Source organism: Clostridium lundense DSM 17049, from assembly GCF_000619945.1.
GTDB lineage: Bacteria > Bacillota > Clostridia > Clostridiales > Clostridiaceae > Clostridium_AO > Clostridium_AO lundense.
Window position 1 is genome coordinate 30,057 of record NZ_JHVC01000014.1, and the last position, 19,513, is coordinate 49,569.

19 protein-coding genes are annotated in these 19,513 nt (G+C 33.6%); all 19 read right to left on the bottom strand.

What is annotated here, in order from left to right:
* Complete coding sequence (locus T514_RS0115480; protein ID WP_027625600.1) at positions 1-1,815, bottom strand: ABC transporter ATP-binding protein; 1,815 nt, start codon at positions 1,813-1,815, stop codon at positions 1-3.
* A gap of 294 nt (positions 1,816-2,109) precedes the next feature.
* Positions 2,110-2,841, bottom strand: coding sequence for a lantibiotic immunity ABC transporter MutG family permease subunit (locus T514_RS0115485; protein WP_027625601.1), 732 nt, complete (start codon positions 2,839-2,841; stop codon positions 2,110-2,112).
* Positions 2,838-3,599, bottom strand: coding sequence for a lantibiotic immunity ABC transporter MutE/EpiE family permease subunit (locus tag T514_RS0115490; RefSeq protein WP_027625602.1), 762 nt, complete (start codon positions 3,597-3,599; stop codon positions 2,838-2,840). Before T514_RS0115490 ends, T514_RS0115485 begins: the two co-directional genes overlap by 4 nt.
* Positions 3,599-4,300 (bottom strand): lantibiotic protection ABC transporter ATP-binding protein, encoded by a 702-nt coding sequence (locus T514_RS0115495; protein ID WP_027625603.1) that lies wholly within the window; start codon positions 4,298-4,300, stop codon positions 3,599-3,601. Before T514_RS0115495 ends, T514_RS0115490 begins: the two co-directional genes overlap by 1 nt.
* Positions 4,301-4,557: 257 nt before the next feature.
* Positions 4,558-5,889 (bottom strand): HAMP domain-containing sensor histidine kinase, encoded by a 1,332-nt coding sequence (locus T514_RS0115500; RefSeq protein ID WP_027625604.1) that lies wholly within the window; start codon positions 5,887-5,889, stop codon positions 4,558-4,560.
* Positions 5,865-6,539, bottom strand: a complete 675-nt coding sequence (locus T514_RS0115505; protein ID WP_027625605.1) for a response regulator transcription factor — start codon at positions 6,537-6,539, stop codon at positions 5,865-5,867. The genes T514_RS0115500 and T514_RS0115505 overlap by 25 nt, the downstream gene beginning before the upstream one ends.
* Positions 6,540-6,858: 319 nt before the next feature.
* The gene (locus T514_RS0115515) at positions 6,859-9,354 is read right to left on the bottom strand and encodes an ABC transporter permease (protein WP_027625606.1); all 2,496 of its coding nucleotides are present in this window, start codon (positions 9,352-9,354) and stop codon (positions 6,859-6,861) included.
* A complete protein-coding gene (locus T514_RS0115520) occupies positions 9,351-10,028 on the bottom strand; it encodes an ABC transporter ATP-binding protein (RefSeq protein WP_027625607.1) in 678 nt (225 codons plus the stop codon). The genes T514_RS0115515 and T514_RS0115520 overlap by 4 nt, the downstream gene beginning before the upstream one ends.
* Positions 10,029-10,132: 104 nt before the next feature.
* Positions 10,133-11,053, bottom strand: a complete 921-nt coding sequence (locus T514_RS0115525) for a sensor histidine kinase (RefSeq protein WP_027625608.1) — start codon at positions 11,051-11,053, stop codon at positions 10,133-10,135.
* Positions 11,053-11,730 carry a response regulator transcription factor gene (locus T514_RS0115530; RefSeq protein ID WP_027625609.1) on the bottom strand — a complete coding sequence of 226 codons (678 nt, stop codon included), beginning with the start codon at positions 11,728-11,730 and terminating at the stop codon, positions 11,053-11,055. Before T514_RS0115530 ends, T514_RS0115525 begins: the two co-directional genes overlap by 1 nt.
* A 43-nt stretch (positions 11,731-11,773) precedes the next feature.
* Positions 11,774-12,508: an NAD(+) synthase gene (gene nadE, locus T514_RS0115535; protein WP_027625610.1), complete on the bottom strand. Its 735-nt coding sequence runs from the start codon at positions 12,506-12,508 to the stop codon at positions 11,774-11,776.
* Between the two features lie 58 nt (positions 12,509-12,566).
* Positions 12,567-14,036 (bottom strand): nicotinate phosphoribosyltransferase, encoded by a 1,470-nt coding sequence (locus tag T514_RS0115540; RefSeq protein ID WP_027625611.1) that lies wholly within the window; start codon positions 14,034-14,036, stop codon positions 12,567-12,569.
* 11 nt (positions 14,037-14,047) lie between these two features.
* Positions 14,048-14,845 carry a ribose-phosphate pyrophosphokinase gene (locus T514_RS0115545; RefSeq protein ID WP_027625612.1) on the bottom strand — a complete coding sequence of 266 codons (798 nt, stop codon included), beginning with the start codon at positions 14,843-14,845 and terminating at the stop codon, positions 14,048-14,050.
* An 18-nt stretch (positions 14,846-14,863) separates the two neighbouring features.
* The gene (locus tag T514_RS0115550) at positions 14,864-15,754 is read right to left on the bottom strand and encodes an NUDIX hydrolase (protein WP_027625613.1); all 891 of its coding nucleotides are present in this window, start codon (positions 15,752-15,754) and stop codon (positions 14,864-14,866) included.
* 185 nt (positions 15,755-15,939) lie between these two features.
* Entirely contained in the window at positions 15,940-16,524 is a 585-nt protein-coding gene (locus T514_RS27355) for an MBL fold metallo-hydrolase (protein ID WP_027625614.1), read from the bottom strand.
* A 521-nt stretch (positions 16,525-17,045) separates the two neighbouring features.
* Complete coding sequence (locus T514_RS0115560; protein ID WP_034869339.1) at positions 17,046-18,125, bottom strand: DUF6688 domain-containing protein; 1,080 nt, start codon at positions 18,123-18,125, stop codon at positions 17,046-17,048.
* A 141-nt stretch (positions 18,126-18,266) separates the two neighbouring features.
* Positions 18,267-18,773, bottom strand: coding sequence for a hypothetical protein (locus T514_RS0115565; protein WP_027625616.1), 507 nt, complete (start codon positions 18,771-18,773; stop codon positions 18,267-18,269).
* A gap of 16 nt (positions 18,774-18,789) precedes the next feature.
* Entirely contained in the window at positions 18,790-19,122 is a 333-nt protein-coding gene (locus tag T514_RS0115570) for a hypothetical protein (RefSeq protein WP_027625617.1), read from the bottom strand.
* Positions 19,123-19,188: 66 nt separating this feature from the next.
* Positions 19,189-19,473 (bottom strand): hypothetical protein, encoded by a 285-nt coding sequence (locus tag T514_RS0115575; RefSeq protein WP_027625618.1) that lies wholly within the window; start codon positions 19,471-19,473, stop codon positions 19,189-19,191.
* Between the last annotated feature and the right edge of the window lie 40 nt (positions 19,474-19,513).

Sequence of the window (19,513 nt, forward strand, 5' to 3'; positions counted from 1 at the left end):
CTATATCCCCTCTGATGCTAAGTTTACATCTTTATAATAAGATGCTTGTACATTAAACATCTCTGCATATTTTCCATTTTTATTTAAAAGTTCATTATGCGTTCCATATTCCTTTATTTCTCCATCCTCAAAAAAAGCTATAACGTCACAAAACTGTGTACTCGCTAATCTATGAGATATAAAAAGTGCTGTTTTACTACCGATCATGTCATTAAAGCTTTTATAAATATTGTATTCTGCAATAGGATCTAAGGCTGCTGTAGGTTCATCTAAAATTACAATAGGTCCATCTTTGTACAATCCTCTTGCAAGTGCTAGCTTCTGATTTTCTCCTCCTGAAAGTTCTATACCAGTGGAATCTAATATTTTAAGTAAGGATGTATCTATTCCCTTTTCTAAAGAATGGATTTTTTCTTTCATTCCAGCCCTATAAATACTCTCAACTACCTTTTCCCTATCTATTTTATCTGTATCCTTAAGAGCTATATTTTCAGCTATAGAAAAGGCAAACATTTTTATTTCTTGGAATACTACTGAAAATAACTTATAATACTCATCCTTAGAAAACTTTGAAATTTTTATCCCATTTAGTAATATTTCACCCTCTGTAGGCTCATATAATCTAGTTAGCAACTTAACAAAAGTGGTTTTTCCTGCTCCATTAACTCCTACTATAGCTAATCTCTGACCCTTATTTATTTTTAAGGAAAGATTTTTATAAATATATCTTTCACTACTTGGATATTTAAAGGATACATTTTTAAATTCTATTTCGTAATTCTCTTCTTTAGGGATATCCACGTAATTGGAATTTTCTATTTTTAAATCAGTTTCCAAGAAGTTTCTATAGTCGTTTATATATAAATTCTGAGCATTTATATGAGCTATATCCTCCAAGATCTTTTGCATCCAAGCTGCAAATCCCCCAATTATAGCAAAGTACAGGGTGAAATTTCCTATACTCATGTGATCATATAATACCTTGTAAATTAAGTAAGCATATATTCCGCCCTCTCTAATGAGGAGAAGAAAAGCATCCACTAACATTACCTTAAAATCTTTATATTTAATATCCTTCTGAATTTTAACTAGCTCCATGTTAATGTATTGAAATTTGTTAGCTATACGTTTACTTAAATCAAAAATTCTTACATCCTTACCATAAGCAAAATTAGACATAATATCATAAATATAATCGCTTTTTCTTTTTAATTCTGAAATATCATCTTTTTTTCTATACTCATATTTCTTCACTCTAATAGTCAAATAGTAAATAGTAACTACATTAGCTATCAAATATAATAGAATCCATGGACTTAAGTTAACTACAATAGTTATATATCCGAGGAATGTAATGCCTGCACCAAATAATCCAAAAAGCTTACGAAGCACTCCTTCAATACCAACAAGAGTACCACTTACAGCTCTGTATGCAGTTTCTATATCATTTAAGGTTTTAGTGTCTTCAGTATATTTAAAATCCATATTCATACACTTTTCATTCATAAGATTACTAAATCTAAATCCTATATCTGTTAATCTAGGAGCATAAGCCCCCTCTAAATATGCATTAAAATAATTTAATGCAGCAGATATAATAACATAACTTAATAATATAGTAATTAACTGTTCCCCCCTATTAGCTCCCATTAATTCATCCAGTAAAAACTTCAGTGCAAATATATTTATAAATGGAACTATAGCTGTTACTATTGTATACAATTCAAAGTAAAAAAATAATTTTTTGTCCCATTTCCAAACCTTCTTAACTAAAAACTCAATATTAGCCGTAACACTTCTCTTACTATTTTTCATTAATTTTCTTCCTCTCTATATATTTAAAAATATTCTTTTTTCCATAACAAAACAGCCTCCTATGATATTTATATTTTATCATAGAAAGCTGTTATATTTTGTAATTTATATATTTTTTAACAAATAGTACCATTGAATCTGAGAATAGTAAACATCGCATTTACTTATGGTATGGTTCTCCGTATCAGCGGTAAGTGAGGTTTTGAACATATTACCTTCCCTAATTTTATATAACTTTTTCTTCATAAATATAGCCATCCCTTTCTTTGTTTTAACATAATCTTTACGTGTATTTTACTCCTGTGTGATTTTTCCTTCCCATCTGTTGAACCATAGAATTGATAAAATTAGAACAATGGAAGTCAAAATGATCATAGAAATAATCCCAGAAATAATAGATGAACTTGAAAAATTAAAATAGTTTTCTAAAAATCTGACACTGCATTCCCAAGGAATGATTGGCCAAATTTTATCACCAATGGCAGTTTGAAAGTAACCTGCTAGAATTGTACCTGCTATTCCTAGTAACACAGAAACACTAGAACCAAATCGAAAAGCAACTGATAAATGTAATGAGTATAAAAACAAGTTACTGAATAAGAATATTGGAAATATACCAATATATGAATTCAATGGAGCTACATTAGTATCTAAAAATAAATTGACGCCAATATAAAAACATAATTCATACAGTATTAAATTGATAGCTGAAAGAAATAATATAAAAAATAATTTCCCTAGATATATGCTTATTCGAGATTCCACTAGGCCCAAAGTATTTTGCATACCGTTTATGTTTCTATCTAATTGAGTAAAAGCAGATACAACAATACCTACAAAAGTTGGATAACATATTTGTAATATAATGAAAAATACTCTCACGTCAGTAATGATACGGTATCCAGAAATAGTGTAATAATATAAAAATAAAAATGTAATCACTATAGGCAGTAACAAATGCAATAAAAGAAGAGGAGTCCGTTTTAGTTTGATAAAATTAGAGCTGAACTCTCTCAAAATTGTCATTTACGATACACCTGCTTTCTATACCAACCTGAAAACAAGATGGTAAGGGCAACTACAGTAAATAGGGAAATTAACACTAATAATGAACTTTGTCCTAGACTTAAAATACATCTTGAGCCAGATTCAACTAATAATCCATTTGGTAAAACTCCAAATAATGTAATCATAAACCTCCCAGTCCAGCTATATGGGAAAATCCAAAATAAAGGAGTCAATGCAAAGAATAATCCGCCAAATGCACTAGCAAATAAACTTAATATCAGAGAACCAATAAACCCAACTTTTTCATCTAAAAATAAGCATAAAGGGATCTGCCATAATAAAGAAATCCACAATAAAATGTATCCTAAAATATAGTATCCAATATACCCAATTGCTACTGAAAACCCTGACAATATAAATTCAGAGATAATAGTGATAAATGACAGCAACAATGACATTACTAAAAGATTAAGTGCTATCAAAATTGTTTTAGAAATAAATGTTTTCTTTAGATCAATAGGTAAACTATAAAGAGTTCTGTATTTATGTTTTTTTTCTTTGTTATTCACTTGATGACATAAAAACATAATTGACAATGATGCAATAGGCATACTCCAATTACAAACGATGGAACTTGAAAAGCCTCCCAAACCAATACCAACAAACATGAAAACCATAGATACCAAAATTAAGACTAATGGTATCAATATGGTGAGTTTTCTGAATAGTGAGTGCCTAAATTTTAGATTTTCTGCTTTTAAATATGCTTGTAACATCAGGATTCACGCTCCTTTCTGATAATATCCATAAACAATTGCTCCAAATTTTCATTTGCATCAATTTTATCTTGGTGTAGGAGTGTTCCATTGTATATAATTCCAATATCATCAGCAACTTGTTGTACTTCGCTTAAAATATGGCTAGATATAATAACAGAAATTCCTGAGTCTGCTAAAGTTCGAATCATTTTTCTTAATTCTTCAATTCCAAAAGGGTCTAATCCATTTGTAGGCTCATCTAAAACAAGCAGCTTTGGATTATTTAGTAGTGCTAATGCAATCCCCAACCTTTGCTTCATTCCTAACGAGAAATCTGAGGCTTTTTTATTTTTTGCATCCATTAAGTCCATTTTTTGTAAAACTTCACTACATTTTTTCAGTGAAATGCCTAAAAGAGTTGCACGCACTTTTAAATTTTCAAATGCTGTTAAGTTCTCATATAGTGGAGGTGATTCGATCAATGAACCAATATTTAATAAATCTTTTCGCGTCCAATAGTGGTTATTGAATAATATTTCACCTGATGTCGGTCTAATAATTCCAGTAATCATCTTTAATAAGGTAGATTTACCGGCACCATTAGGTCCTAATAGACCATAGACAGAATTTTTTCTTACAGACATAGATAAATCTTTTACTGCATAGGTCTTTTTAAATTTTTTAGAAACACTATGTGTTTTTATGATATACTCCTGCATTATTATTTCCTTCTTTCTTTTTGTATTTAACAGAGGGCATTCCATAGAATACAATTTATGTTAATTATTACACCTACGGTTTTGCCATAATTATGGTAACAACTAATTATAAGGATTTTATAAGGAAACGGAAATATACTATTGGAATTAAAAAAAGTAAGTCACTAGAATACGTTCCAGTGACTTACTTTTTTTTATTGATGCATGCGTAAGTAGTCAATTAGTGCTTATTTAATGTTTGTAATATTAGCTGGTGTCTAGTGAAATTTGATTGTTACCAATGCACCAGAATCATAGTTTTGTAGTTTAATCTGTCCTGCATGTATTTTTACTACTTGCAAAGCAAACCATAGACCAAGGCCATTGTGCTCACTTTTAGCACGAGCTGTATCATCCCTCCAAAGGCGTTCAGTTGCATGTTGTAATGCTGCCTTACTGAAACCAGGACCTTCATCACGCACAATAATTTTCCATCCATCATTTATTATTTTACCTTCTAAATAGACATTTCTCCCTGCCTGGGTATGTTGAATAGCATTTTGTACTATGTTTCCCAAAGCACGAAGCAAACGATCTTTCTGAATATTTGTGATACCTTCTAACTTATTTTGTTTTTGCAAATAAACTTTCTTATTTTCTGCAATAGCAATAGTATTTTGATATAACTCATCAAGTATATCGGATAAGCTGATTTTTTCAAATTCTTCATCCATACCTATAGAAGTTTCCAGCAAACTTGCTACATACTGTTTTGCTCGATTACTGCTTGACATAATTGTTTTCACCATTCTTCGGCTATCATCAGATAGCTCTTCATCTAACAAAAGTTCAGCGTTACCACCTATCAGAGTAAGTGGAGTTTTTAAGTCATGTGCAAGTGCTTCTATTTCTGACTGACGTTCTTGCTTTGCAGCCCACTGTAAAGATAAAGAGTTATACAATGCTTTTCGCATATGTTCCATAGCATCAAGTGCCTGATCATACTCACGTATGCCAGCATAAGGAATTGCAAACTCCAACTCTTGTGCAGCTACTTTTTCACTTACTTCACCAAATAGTTTCAGTTTAGTAGCAAGGCGATGGCGAAGCCACAAAGTATTAAACAGCACGCAAAGAATCCATGCAATACACAGTGTAGCCAACCATAGATATTCAAAAGGAGGCAACATACTTCGCAAAGTAGGATTTACAAACTCTCTCCTGTAATTCCAAGAAATCACTATGGTACTTCCATCTGAGTAAGTATATTGTGAAATATGTATGTCATTTATATTTTTTCTTAAAGAAACAGCCAATGTTTCCAATTCTTTTCCTTCTACATTGCTCTCTAGTATCTCACCACTTTTATCAAACAAAGCGTACTTTGCTAGAAAATTATCATCAGGTGAAACAAAATTTTTGGGTTTTCCAGCTAACATTTTCTCCACTTGTTGGTTAGATACTGATCCATGATAAATAATTCCATTTTTTTGTAGTAGTTGTAGGGTGATAAACCATATTATGCAGCATAACAACATACTTCCCAGCATAACTATAGCAAAACGTAAAAGTACAAATGAAAGACTTATAGAATGTTGTCTTTTCGCCATTTGTAGCCTACCCCCCAAACAGTTTCAATAGGATTAAGATCATAAACCTTTAGTTTAGCACGAATATTTTTTATATGTTCTACAATAGCTGAAGCATCCCCATCGGCATCAAAACCAAAAACAGCCTCATATAATTGTTCTTTGGTAAATACTTGTCCTGTATGCAAAGCCAAGTGTTCACTTATAGCGTATTCACCTTTAGTAAAGAGAAGCGTATCTTCACCTACAATAGCCATTTTTTCTTGCATGTTAAACCTAACACCACCTCTACTAAGTGTGTGTGTAGGCTGACGAACTTCTCGACGTAGGTGAGCATTTACTCGTGCTCGTAATTCTGCAATACTGAAAGGCTTCTTAATATAATCATCAGCGCCTAATCCAAATCCTTGTACAAGAGCTGCATCCTCTGATTTTGCGGTTAAGAAAAGAATTGGGCAATCCGCTTCAGAACGTATACGGCTACAAAGCGAAAAACCATCTTCACCTGGCATCATTACATCTAGTAATAGAAGATCGTATTGTTGACATCTACTAGACTGTATTGTAGTAGCATCTACTTCAGTATCTACTTGATGGCAATCTTTTTCTAAAGCAGTACGTACTAAATCTAGCATATCAAGATCATCATCAATAACTAATAATTTAGCCATACTATATCCTCCTAAGTTAAAAATATATTAATTTGATTGTATTTATTATTAATAGGGAGTTGTTTGTCTTATATTAGCTGCCCTACAAATTCCTATTTACCTTTCACTTTAAATTTATTACTTAACTCATTATAACATAACTTGTAAATATTTCATTGCTTATGGTACGGTTCAATAAGAATTACCCAATGATAAATACTTTTCAGTTAATGTTATAAATCCTTGTTCTTTAAGGTATTTATTAGATAGTGTTCTTGCTAAAATAGGGCTATTAGATATTCTGCAATAGCCTTTTCTTGTATGCCTGAATCTATCTCCTTTATAACCCATCAATCCTTAATCGTTCTACAACACTTTGTCTATCTGTAAAGCGATAGACAAAATAGGGAACCAAAACACCTAGAACAAATAATATCGGGAAGATGATTACCAGTGGCCAGAAATTAAACTTGAAGTTTAAAAACCAAATCTGATCACATAGTGGGCGCACAATAAACAGTGAACTTCCAAGGCTTAGCAAGACAGAAATTACCGCAGTAAATGTCACATAATAGCATCCCTCCAGGCATAGCATTGCCACAAGCTGCCTTCTAGTCATGCCTATACTTTGCAGTATGGCCAGTTCTCTTCGACGAATTAGGATACTGGTTAAAATGGTATTGATAAAATTCAAAATACCAATGATTCCAATAATGAATGCAATTGTTCCACCAATTGATACGATAGTATTCTTAATATCCGTAACACCTGCTAAGGTAGTGAGTTTGGATTTATAACTCATTGTTGGCTCAACACTATTCGTATACTGTTTTAGAAAGTACTCCATGTCAGTTTCTTTATCTTGCGCAGCATCAAAAACATAGCTCATGGCATAGGTATTGCCAGTAAATTTTTTATAAACATCCCCTGGAAGAAAGAAGCAGGAGTCCACCCAGTCATAGGTATTTGCCTCGTTTGCGATGACATGGCCAAGTACAGTTACTTCATGAATATTACCGTTATAATTCAATTTGACTTTATCTCCAATACCATGATTCATACTGTTCATATCCATATGACCGCGGGAATCTACCCAAACACCCTCTAGAATGTACTTCCCTGTTGCAAGTTTCTCTGTATCTATTTCACCATCCACTAATTTCAGACGGGAAAATGGGAATTCATCCATCCCATATATATGTGTAGAAAATGAACCGTCCTGTTTTTGGTTGGCTGTTTGCTTGGTGGTTTTGCTTGTGTATTTGGCTTTACAGCCATATTGGCGACCACCTGTTTTAAATCCATCATGTTTTTCTACAGCGCTAATAAAACTTTCGCTAAGCTCACTTTTTGCATTGACTTGGTACTGAAAAAATAGGTTGGCCTGACCGATGCGAAAATCCGAAGCATTGGCATTTTTAAGAGCATTCTCTGGATCAACGCTCTGTGAGAAATTGAAAACCGTATTGGTCAGTACGATGCTCAGCGAAAGGCTTAGAATCACCAGCACAGTACGTTTCTTATTTCGCCCAAAATTAGCCCATGCCATTCTTTTTTGTGGAGTTCCATTTCGAACTTTTTTCTTTCCTTCCTTACCACCGCTCAAATTGGCATCCGTATAGCGAACTGCTTCAATAGGAGATACTTTTGCCGCCATTTTTGCCGGCTTTCGGGTACTGATAAACACGGTAATTAGTGCGAATATGGCGGCCACTGCAAAGATGAAAGGATTAGGGGATACAATCACCGCCTCCCCCTTAAAGCTGGATTGCGCCATCAACGCCGGCAGCAGTGCCTTACCCACAAAAAAGCCACCACAAAGCCCCAATGGAATGCCAATCAGTGAAAGCATCCATGCCTGTCGCAGGATGATAGCATAAAGTTGCCGTCTTGTGGTGCCGATAGTTTTCAGCAATCCATAAAAGTGCATATCGCGCAAAACGGAAATCTGAAAGATGTTATAGATAATCAGATATCCTGTGAATACAAATAACAGCAAGGCACAGGACAGTGCAGCAGCCGTTCCAACCCCCATTGTTGTACTTTTTGACAAATATCGGGGATTAATTCCTGTATTTATATAGTTCTGTGCATTTGAATCCATAGAAAATCCGCTGTCTGCCACTACCTTCTTCAGGTCTTCTTCAATGTTTTCTGTGCCTGCAAATTTTATAATTCCAGAAATGGTTCCGGTTTCTGCTCGATCCTGGCGGTAGGTGCTTCTCAATTCATCCAAATGAGCATTAACATAAGCTTGAGAGGCGATAATCGTCCCAGTCTGCACACCTGGGTAACTCTTCCACCAACCGGCCAACACGAAATCACGTGCAACTTTTTTATTGTGGGCGGTGAAGTCTAATTTTATATGAGCGCCCAGTTTTTGTGGAACACCAAGCATCTCTAGTGTCGTGGTATCGGTGATTATCTCGTTTTCTGCTTGCGGCTTATGTCCACTGGTCGGCTCAACAAACGCATATTTCAAACCAAGATCATCATAATACCAAAACTCTGTATGCCGCTTGATAAGGGCATCATTATCCACGCTGTCGGCAAGTTTGCGACAATAGGCGATTTCCTTTATCAGAGAATGGTTGCTTATGGTGCGATACTCTGATTCGGTCATATAATTCACACGAGCTTGTCCGTCACCTCCGGACATAATCATATCGGCGAGCTGCATACTTTTCATCATGCCAGATCCCATTGTAAGTAGACTGGTAAATAAAAGTGCGGTCAGTGCAATTGCAAACACAGCGATGATGTTGCGTGTTCTGGCAGCGTGAAAGTTCTTCACTGCCAATTTGCGGATTATCTTTCTGTTTCCTACTCGAATCATCTCGCATCACCACCTGAAATTTTTCCATCCTCAATACGGATAATACGGTCTGCAAGCTGTGCCAGTTCCTCATTATGAGTAATCATGACAATGGTCTGATTGAATTTTTTCCCAGTAACTTTTAAAAGCCCTATCACATCCTGACTGGTCTTGCTATCCAAATTACCGGTGGGCTCATCGGCGAGTACGATAGCCGGTTTTGTGGCCAATGCCCTTGCAATAGCTACCCGTTGCTGCTGTCCACCAGAAAGTTGGTTCGGAAAGTTCTGCAATTTACTTTCAAGTCCCAGGGTCTGAATAATCTGCTTTATATAGCTTTTGTCCGGCTTGTTACCGTCTAACTCTATAGGCAGGACAATGTTTTCATAGATATTCAGCATAGGCACAAGGTTAAAACTCTGGAATATAAAACCAATTTTGCGGCGGCGGAAAATTGTCAGTTCTTCCTCTTTCAGCTTGAAAATTTCCTTACCATCTACCATCACACTTCCACTAGTGGGACAATCAAGTCCGCCTAGCATGTGAAGGAGCGTGGATTTTCCACTGCCCGATGTTCCGATTACTGCAACAAATTCCCCGTTTTCTACTGAAAGATTCACACCATCCAGTGCATGGACAGCCATTTCACCGCTGCCGTAATATTTTTTTAAGTTTGTTGTTTTTAATATGGTCATCATAGCGTCCTCCCAAAAATCTGTATCAAATTCTTTTGCTATACAAACAGAATAACAGAACATTCTTTCCACATTCTTTCTGAAATCTATCAGTTTTGAAAGATCTACCTTTTCTCGGTGGGTAGAAAAATGGAAAAGGTGGAACCTCGTCCCTTTGCTCCAGAGACCTTGATATACCCTCCTCCGCCAGAGATAATTTCCCGTGCCAGAAATAAGCCAAGCCCCACGCCCTCATATCCACTGACCTTAGCAGAACGGTAAAAACGGGTAAATATTTTTTCCTGCTCATCCTCCGCTATGCCAATACCTTGATCTGTGATATCAATCCGAAAAAACAACTCATAGGATATGGCATAAACTTTGATGGTGCTTTGTCTAGGGGAATATTTCACTGCATTATCAAGGACATTATACACCGCTTCAACTGTCCATTTAGGATCGTAATAGGCTGAGCCATCGCTCAATTCAGTATCAATGGTAATCTCTTTTTCTTCTGCTTTGGGCCGGATTTGGGTAATAACAGCATCAAGCAGCTCTCTCATAGTGTTTCTTTGCGGATTGATAGCAATAATCCCGCTTTCCAAACGGGAAGCTTTCACAAGGGCCACCATAAGGAAATCCAGTTTTTCAGCCTGATTAGACAACTCTTTTACACATACGGCACTGTCTGACCTCAGTTTATGCTCCGAAAGAATCTGTGAGTAAAGCAGAATGTTCGCAACAGGCGTTTTGGTTTGATGAGATATGTCTGAGATTAGGCGCTGGATATTTTCCTTTTCTGCAGCCAGATTTTTAGAAGACACAGCACAGGCGGATAAAAAGCGAGCCATTTTCGCTTCCACAGCGGATAGAACAGATTCGTCAAAAGTATTTTCGATAAAATCCCCGTCTATAGCACTATCCAGCATAGCAGTCAAAGAATCCATAAGCCGCCGCATTCTTCTGCGATATAGACAGATGACGGAAATTATGGCGGCCATTGAAGTGACTAAGACAATTCCCATTATTAAAAACCACTTGTCCATTACACCACCGCCCAAGTATAGCCAATGCCGTACACTGTTTTAATATATACAGGCGAAGAGGGGTTGTCTTCCAATTTATCACGCAAACGCTTAACTGTAACCGAAAGGGCATTTTCGTCTACATATACGGCGCCATCAGTCCAGATGGCATCCACCAATTTCGCTCTTGTCAGGGTATGACCCCTATTTTCAACCAAAATACGGAGCAGCTTTTGTTCAGTTTTACTCAATTCAATGGGAATGCTATTTTTAAAAAACTCCATTCTTGCAAAGGAGAATTGAAATCCATTAATCAATATTGGATCGACAATAACAGGTGCAGAGCTTCGAAGCCTGGCACCCACTCTTGCCCTCAGTATCATAAGACTGAAGGGCTTAGTGATATAATCGTCCGCCCCCAGTTCAAGGCCTGTGACCACATCTGTTTCCAGATCATTGGCGGTAAGAATTATCACCGGAACAGCAGAGTGCCTGCGTAACTCTTGCAAGAAATCTAGTCCATTGCCATCCGGTAGATTGATGTCTAGAATGATAAGGTCAAAGGCCGTGTTTTCAATCTCTTGCCCTGCAGAATGCAGATCCTGCGCTTGTACAAAGGTAAATTCATTGTCTTTTAAAGCCAGCGCTATGCCGTTCGCTAAGGACAAATCATCTTCAACAATCAATATTCGTTTCATTTACGGTTGTTCCCCCTTGGCTAATTATCTTTAACTTCTTATTTTAGCCTCTCTCATACTTTGGAGGCAAATTTCTCTTGTGTTTATTATACTCATTCTTCAACTTAATTTTCTTATCTACTTCTTTATCCCCACAGCTGCCATTTTCTATATACTTATTAACTTGCTCATAGGAAAAGCCTAATTTTTCCTCATCGGATTTTCCACTTAGCCCATCACTTGGAGTTTTATGAACCAATTCATAAGGTAAGCCTAAAGAGTCTCCCACTGCTACAACCTCTTCAGTAGTTAAATCTCCTATAGGATTAAAGTCAAAGGCGTTATCACCCCATTTTGTTGTATATCCTACAAAACCTTCTGATTTATTTCCTGTACCACATACCCTATAGCTCATATTAGTGCCAATTGCATACAAAGTAGTCATTCTAATTCTTGGAGGAATATTGATTTTAGCATCAATAGATAAATTTTCATCTCCAATACCATCTAATAATCCATTATAAGCTTTTTCTATATTAACTATCTTATAATTAATTTCTAAAATATCTACAACCCTTAAGCTATCAGCTATATCCTTTTGCTCACCATTTGGCATTAAAACTCCAAATACTCTTTCTTTTCCTAAGGCTTCAGCTAATAACTTAGCTGCTACCAAGCTGTCCTTCCCACCGCTAATTCCAATAATAGCTCCCTTGGCATTAGGCTGAGCTTTAAAATATTCTTTAATCCAATTTATAATATTTTCACATTCCTTTTTTGCATTAAAATCTTTTCTCAATTTTTATACCTCCCGTCAAAATATCCAAATTAATTTCCTGCCTTATTTTAAAATGTTACTAGAAGCTGCCATGCAACCTATTTCTTATTTCTGATAATGAATAGTCTTTTATCAACTTACCATCCTTAAATACAATTTCTAGTAGATTATCCTTATATTCTGCTTGCTCTTTTATAGTTAATTCATCTTTATATAAAATGTCTTGTCCTTCTCTATATACATAACACATTCCCTTTTGTGACTTTTTAAAATTATCTTTATCTGTTTTAGGGGCTTTGAATATAAACTTTTCTTCACCATCTATTACTGCATGAGTAGCTTTTAGGGCAAATCCAAAAGTATCTCTAGTGTTATATTGGTAGGTATATGAGCCTATACCAAACACACAGTTATTTACTGCAAAGCCCTTTTGCTCCAAGCCTCTACAAATCTGTTCACATCTTTCTACAGTTATACTATCTCCATAAATTGTCCCTATTTTACTATTTAGAACCTTATATCCTTTTGAATTGATTTCTCCCCCGAATATATCCCAAAGCAGCTCAACAGTTCCCTTATATTCCTCACTATCTTTTGCTGCATCCTTATCTCCGCAAATTATTTTTACTGGATCTCCACTATCCCCTCTAATAACAATTTTGCCATCTCTATTTAATATATCTTCTTTCAATGTTGGAAGTATATTTGTTATAACATTCCAATAATCATAGGTGTCAGATACTATGCTCAAAACTCCACTTGGAAACACTTCAGTGATTAATCTCTTATAGGCTGAAAGCTCATCTTCGCCGTAACTACACATTACACTGTGTTCTGTAGAAGGTGTTCCTAGTCCAACTATTTCCTCTTCTATATTGCAATTATAATATTTTTCTAAATAGCTAATGGCAGGTATTGTTGCCGTTCCTAAGAATGAAAGTAGGTGTGCTGCACCACTAAGTTCTGCACTTTCCACAGAGCTAAAGCCCCTCATGCTAAAGTCTCCACAAGCTTTTCTTACATCACCATTTTCTACAGTAAGATTAAAATATTTTTCTACTATTTCTCTGTATCTATATGCAATAGTGGCACTTGTCATTGGTTGCCATATATTACAACTCATAAAGGTTTCTAAATAATTCACCAACCAAGCAAAATCAGCATGTGTATTGGTAATCTCAATCATTGGTGTTTTAATATTTACTCTTAAACCTTCTGCTACAGCTTTAATTTGTATTGGCAAATATCCTAAGTCATGCAAAGCTTCAATATGCTTTGTATCTGCTGCAATATTTCCCATAGTTTTAGATATAATTCTTTTATATTCAGAAACTACAGCTTCCTTATCCCTTTGGAAAAAGTTTTCATTAAAGTATTCAATTAAATATTTCTTTATAAAAGGTTGTAGTCCAAACATAACAACTTTATTCATATTTTCTTTTCTAGACATTCTTGGAGTCCAGTAACTTACTAATTTAGTCATTCCCTGTGCATAGCACATATGATGGATTGTTTTATAAAAATCTGTAAGCAATAATGGATTTATCATTATAAGCCCCCCTAAATTTCCTGCACCTTAATTTTTTCATGATCCTTACTTAAAATACTATTGGTTGTATATACCTTAGTTATTAAATCACCGGTTAATAATTCACCTTGAAAAACTGTATTTTCACAATGGGTAACTACTAGGTATATTTCCGCTGCCCCCATTTCCTTTAACTTAGAAGCTGTAAGCATAAAAGTACCACCCTTTGAACATAAATCATCTACTATAATGGCCTTGAAACTTTTACTTTCTATATTCCCATTAATCTCTAGCTTCTTAATAAAACCTGTTTTAAAATCTCGCTCTTTGTTTGCAGTGAGAATCTTTTCATAGTCTATTTGTTTTCCATATCTCTTAGCTGCACCTGCATCGGGATAAACTAAATATATCTCTTTTTCTTCATCAATTAATTCTTTTAAAAGCTTCTCCACTAGCATTTTTGACATATTTACTACCTTAACCCTATCCAATAATGCAGTGCATACATCTGAATGTGGCTCATAAATTGTTACACTTTCAAATTGTAAACTATTAATTAGTTTGCACAGATACTTTAAAGTAAAAACCGCTATTCCCTCAGTTCTGTCCATTCTACTATAAGGCATATATGGAATTATTAAATTACATTTTACTTTTAATTCATCTAAATGACTTTTCAAAAATATTAAGTGAGTTATATCTTCATCGTTATCAAAATAAACTTTAATCTCATTATCATCACTTCTTAACTTTAAATTTTCACTATGAATCAAAGATTCACCATTAGGAAATTTCTTAATCTCAACTCTTTCATTATTAAAATAAATCATTTTGTAGCCTCCTCGCCTTTAAAAATTATGCTCCCAATCTTCATTAAATTTAAATACCTTAGCTGGCCTAAAGGGTTTTCCTTCTATTTTTTCATCAGTTTCTATAATCATTTCTCCCATCTTTCTCCTGAAATTTAAAATTTCTCTTCCCATTATTGCTTCATATACATTCTGCAATTCTTTTACAGTAAATACTCTTGGCAAAAGGTTAAAGGCAATTGGTGTATATTCTACTTTATTTCTTAATCTATCTATGCCATAATCTAATATCTTATAATGATCAAAAGCCAATTCCTCTGTAGAATTATTTAATAATCTATAAGATGTTTCCTTTCTTCTAAAGATGTCTCTTCCAATTTTCTCTGTTACTTCATAATTCATTATTATTTTTTCATCAATAGATTTAAGTGATAAAAGATGTTTGTTTTCTGTATATTGTTCTTTCTTTTCGGAGCTAATAAGAGTCTTATCTATCCAAAACCATCCACTTTCCTTTTGGGAATCTACTTCTTTAAATCTTATTCTGCCCTTTTCTACTAAAGCAATATTCCCTACACTGATAACCCTTGTTCTTTTATCTCTGTAAACATCTCCAAAAGTATAAAGCTGCTCTGTATAAACATTATCTATTCCTGTCTTCTCCTTAAGTTTTCTTATAGCACTAACTTCTAAATCTTCTTCTATATCAACAAACCCGCCTGGTAGTGCCCATTTTCCTATATAAGGGTAATCATCTCTTTTAACTAAAATAACCTGCAATCCTTTTTTTGGCACCTTCCTAAGATTATCTTCTTTTATATCATCAGTTGTAACTATTATAATATCATTTGTAACACTTGGTCTTTTATAATCATTCTCATCATAACTTTTTAAAAACTCTTCTTCCTTATCTATAAAATGCTTATCCATGTTGTTTTTCACCTCAACTTAGTTTCGATTAGATAATATCAAATTGATATTATGTTATTATAATACAACTTATTCCACCATATGTCAATAATATTTTCAAATTCAAGTTTATATTATATTTTTCTATATAAAAAAAGCACTCCATCCCACCAAGAATAGTTGTGCTTTTTCATAATTAAAGTCTTTTAATTAAATTCAATAAATCCACCTAATGATCCTATATGATCTAAATGCATATGAGTTATTAATATATGAACTTGTTTAACTCCAGCCATTAAGCTTTTCTCTAAAATTTTCTTAAATACAGTTTCCCCACAATCAATTAATAATAGTGTTTCATTGTCCTTAATGTATGCTGATGTATTAGCTTCAATAGAATGATATCCTTCAACTATTACCGTATCTTGATTCATTAAACATTCAAGATAATTTATTTTTACATCTTTTATTAATGATATATTATTTTCAGCTATATTAGCTATCAACTCTAACTCTTCCTTATTTGCTTTAAACCCAATACACTCATTATAAGTTGCTAAAGTTGTATGAATATTACCTCCATCATATTTAATACATGCAATTTCTTTATAAATTTTTGAAGTAATATTGCTAATGTTATTAATAATATTGTCGGAATGCTTTAAAGCTATAATATATCCACCTTTATTCTCTTCAATATTAGGTTTTAAACCTTCTACCTTAATCTTTAATGTATCTCTAAATTCGGAATATATTTTATCTTGCTTCTCTAAAAACTCAACATACTTCAATTAATTACTCCTCACTATATAGTCATTTCCTTATTAATATATTTATTCAAACCTTTCATATTCAATACCATATATGTACCTTATCGCCACTTTGTTCAACACCTAAAACTATGAACCTCATTTATTTATGATACAATTCTTTGTATCAACTACAAATGAGGTTTTTACCATTATAGTGTTACTTATAGAAAAAATCTCAAAAAAATAGTAGCCCCAGGTCGAATTGGATAGCTACTAATTTTTTTATTATAAATATTATAGTGGTACCAGTTGCCTAAACAACTAGAATTGTATATAAGTAGAGTGTTGACGCACTCTACTTTTTTTATTTTTGAATTTTTACTTTATTAAATTATAAAATCCAATCGCGTCCTTATAAATTGAAAAGGTTCTAAAATCAGGATTTTTTCAATGTACTATCCACGAAGCCATTTAAATCCTCCTTTTATCAATATATAAAAAATACCTGTTCAATAAATTGGAATTTGCCGTGTTCATAATTATGCTCATAATCTGGATTATCAGTTTGGTACTGATGTGTGTGGATATTGGACTGCAATTCGGTTTTCTGGATTCACATCTACAGTATACAATACAAGTAAAAAAATCCATTCAAGAGGCTTCATAAGAAAGTAAATTGTATCAGCTAAATATCTAGAATGTATATGTTTTGAAATTGGATATCCTGTGCTGTCGTAAATAGCCCTAACTACTTTGTGAAATATAGGAGTTTTCTCTTCTAACACTTGTTCGAAGGCATTAGCGATACAGAGTTGTCTATTTACTACGACACAATGTCCATGACGCATTCCAGTCCTGATCGGTTTTACTACCTTTCTATGGCCACCCGCGGCTACTGTACATAGATAATGCTCATCATATTGTATGTTTTGAGGAGCTATTTTTTGAGACATTGTCCAGTCAGCAGTTTCAGTCCAAGCTTTAATTATGCTATTTGGCTCTTGGCCAAATAACAATAGAATAGCAATTATGATTCCAAGTAGTGGAATTACCAAGATAAGAGCCACCCAAGGAAGATTTGTAGCTTTATTCAGTATACTTGATAGTTTTTTATATTTTGTCGTGGTTATTCCGCTTTGTAAAAGAGTATTTTTCTGATAAACTAATATATAAATGGCTTTAACGAATATGATTATGCAATTTGCAGGTAAAAGAATAAAGAAAAAATCACTAATTGTCTGAATACACCATAACAAACATATTCCTATTCCTAAATATATAGCAGAAATTCCTATAACGGATACTATGGGTGATTGTCTATCTGCTGAAATAAATCTAATTAAAATGTATCCCATAAAAGCAATTAGTAAAATAGTACCTATTGTCAAAAAAGCGTCCGGCGAAATCATGCTATGCCTTTCAGAATTACGTAACTGAACGTCCCAGTTCACAAAAACAACATCACGTAATCCTGCATATAAAAATACATATAGTATGCCTATACACATCGCAATAACTTCTATCACTTTATAAGAATTCTTTTCTTTCTTCATTACTAGATACTGTATTAAAGCGAAAATGTTCCATACCGTCAACACAAACGGAATAGCTATAACAATCAAAGCTATAATTTGTTCCATAATAAATTCACCCGATTTCCATAATATAAATTTCCTGTAGATGTATCAATTCACCTACATATGCGAATGTTCATTGTCCCACTGATAAATTACTATTTATAATGCTTAACCTTAAGTTTAAGCTACCCTATAAAATTATTATCAATCATGACATACCTGACAACCAAAACAAGTCAATAATACATTATGAATTTCACAAACAAGGTATTTGTCTATATCTTTACGCTCTTCTTCAAAGCATTCCATCCATTCTTGGACTGCTTCTTTATCGATATCTTCAACCTGCATTTTCTGCAACAGCTTTCTAAATCCTTCCATACTATTAGCTACCATATCATAATTTGGATTATAACTTAGTTTATTCCATCCATTCTTCAGTAATACATCATCTATCACATGAAACAAAAATTGCTTTTGCTCCTTAAATGCATCTATATCCCATGGCATCTCACATATATCAAATCCAACAGTACCGATTCCTACCGATGCTTGATCTTTTTCTAATAAAAATATAATTAAATTCTTTTCATAATTTTTAACTGCTAACCTGGAACCGCTTAAACCTAATACATTAATAAAAACACTGGTTAACCCATTGCTCATACCTAATACTTCTGGATCTTTTTTATAATAAATTGTATTTGCCAAAGTTTATACCTCCTGCCTATTTTAGAAAAGCTAATTTATCAAAAACTTTCATTACATATGAATTTCCCTCTTTTTGCTTTGGATAAAAAACAAAAGTTTCCCAAAAATCTAAATTTATAATAAACTGATATATTCCAATTGATAAATCCTGTAAATATTCATCTTGCATGGCCAAATTCATATCAATGGATCCTTCTACAACTTTGTTTTTACACAAGAGTCTTAATACTTCTATTAATTTATTTATATCATGATGATTTGCGCCATACTTTACAAGGGAAATTGTATCACTTCCTACAACTTCATGTACTTCCCAACCGTTATTAGCTTTTTTAATTACCTTGTACATGTTTCGTACCTCACCTACAAATTACTACTTTCCTTAATCAATTTAAAAATGATGCGACATAAGTAATTATTCTTTATTTTTTAGTTCTAAAAATATAGGGGCTATATTTAGTAAAATAGATATAATTGTGAGAAACCATAATGCATTTTCCATTGTAGGTATAACATCTAATAAAGCCGACCAATCCTCTCCTTTTACCCACTTGGATACAGCACTGTATTCTGCACAAAGTGTCAATGCTGTAAATGACAATCCAATTGCCATAGCAAGTTTATAGTCTTTTCCTGTTTTATACATATAAAGATTTATAAAAGTTGCTACTATAGCAATAACTCCCAATATTATCCACATAATTATACCTCCATTATTATTTTTTAGTTACACATAATTT

Excerpts from the sequence above, each read along its gene's own strand:
- T514_RS0115495 (WP_027625603.1), bottom strand. The coding sequence starts at position 4,300 with ATGCAGGAGTATATCATAAAAACACATAGTGTTTCTAAAAAATTTAAA.
- T514_RS0115505 (WP_027625605.1), bottom strand. The coding sequence starts at position 6,539 with ATGGCTAAATTATTAGTTATTGATGATGATCTTGATATGCTAGATTTA.
- T514_RS0115545 (WP_027625612.1), bottom strand. The coding sequence starts at position 14,845 with ATGATTTATTTTAATAATGAAAGAGTTGAGATTAAGAAATTTCCTAAT.
- T514_RS0115575 (WP_027625618.1), bottom strand. The coding sequence starts at position 19,473 with ATGTGGATAATATTGGGAGTTATTGCTATAGTAGCAACTTTTATAAAT.
- T514_RS0115480 (WP_027625600.1), bottom strand. The coding sequence starts at position 1,815 with ATGAAAAATAGTAAGAGAAGTGTTACGGCTAATATTGAGTTTTTAGTT.
- T514_RS0115520 (WP_027625607.1), bottom strand. The coding sequence starts at position 10,028 with ATGACCATATTAAAAACAACAAACTTAAAAAAATATTACGGCAGCGGT.
- T514_RS0115485 (WP_027625601.1), bottom strand. The coding sequence starts at position 2,841 with ATGACAATTTTGAGAGAGTTCAGCTCTAATTTTATCAAACTAAAACGG.
- T514_RS0115525 (WP_027625608.1), bottom strand. The coding sequence starts at position 11,053 with ATGGACAAGTGGTTTTTAATAATGGGAATTGTCTTAGTCACTTCAATG.
- T514_RS0115550 (WP_027625613.1), bottom strand. The coding sequence starts at position 15,754 with ATGGATAAGCATTTTATAGATAAGGAAGAAGAGTTTTTAAAAAGTTAT.
- T514_RS0115540 (WP_027625611.1), bottom strand. The coding sequence starts at position 14,036 with ATGATAAATCCATTATTGCTTACAGATTTTTATAAAACAATCCATCAT.
- T514_RS0115500 (WP_027625604.1), bottom strand. The coding sequence starts at position 5,889 with ATGGCGAAAAGACAACATTCTATAAGTCTTTCATTTGTACTTTTACGT.
- T514_RS0115530 (WP_027625609.1), bottom strand. The coding sequence starts at position 11,730 with ATGAAACGAATATTGATTGTTGAAGATGATTTGTCCTTAGCGAACGGC.
- T514_RS0115570 (WP_027625617.1), bottom strand. The coding sequence starts at position 19,122 with ATGTACAAGGTAATTAAAAAAGCTAATAACGGTTGGGAAGTACATGAA.
- T514_RS0115560 (WP_034869339.1), bottom strand. The coding sequence starts at position 18,125 with ATGGAACAAATTATAGCTTTGATTGTTATAGCTATTCCGTTTGTGTTG.
- T514_RS0115490 (WP_027625602.1), bottom strand. The coding sequence starts at position 3,599 with ATGTTACAAGCATATTTAAAAGCAGAAAATCTAAAATTTAGGCACTCA.
- T514_RS0115515 (WP_027625606.1), bottom strand. The coding sequence starts at position 9,354 with ATGATTCGAGTAGGAAACAGAAAGATAATCCGCAAATTGGCAGTGAAG.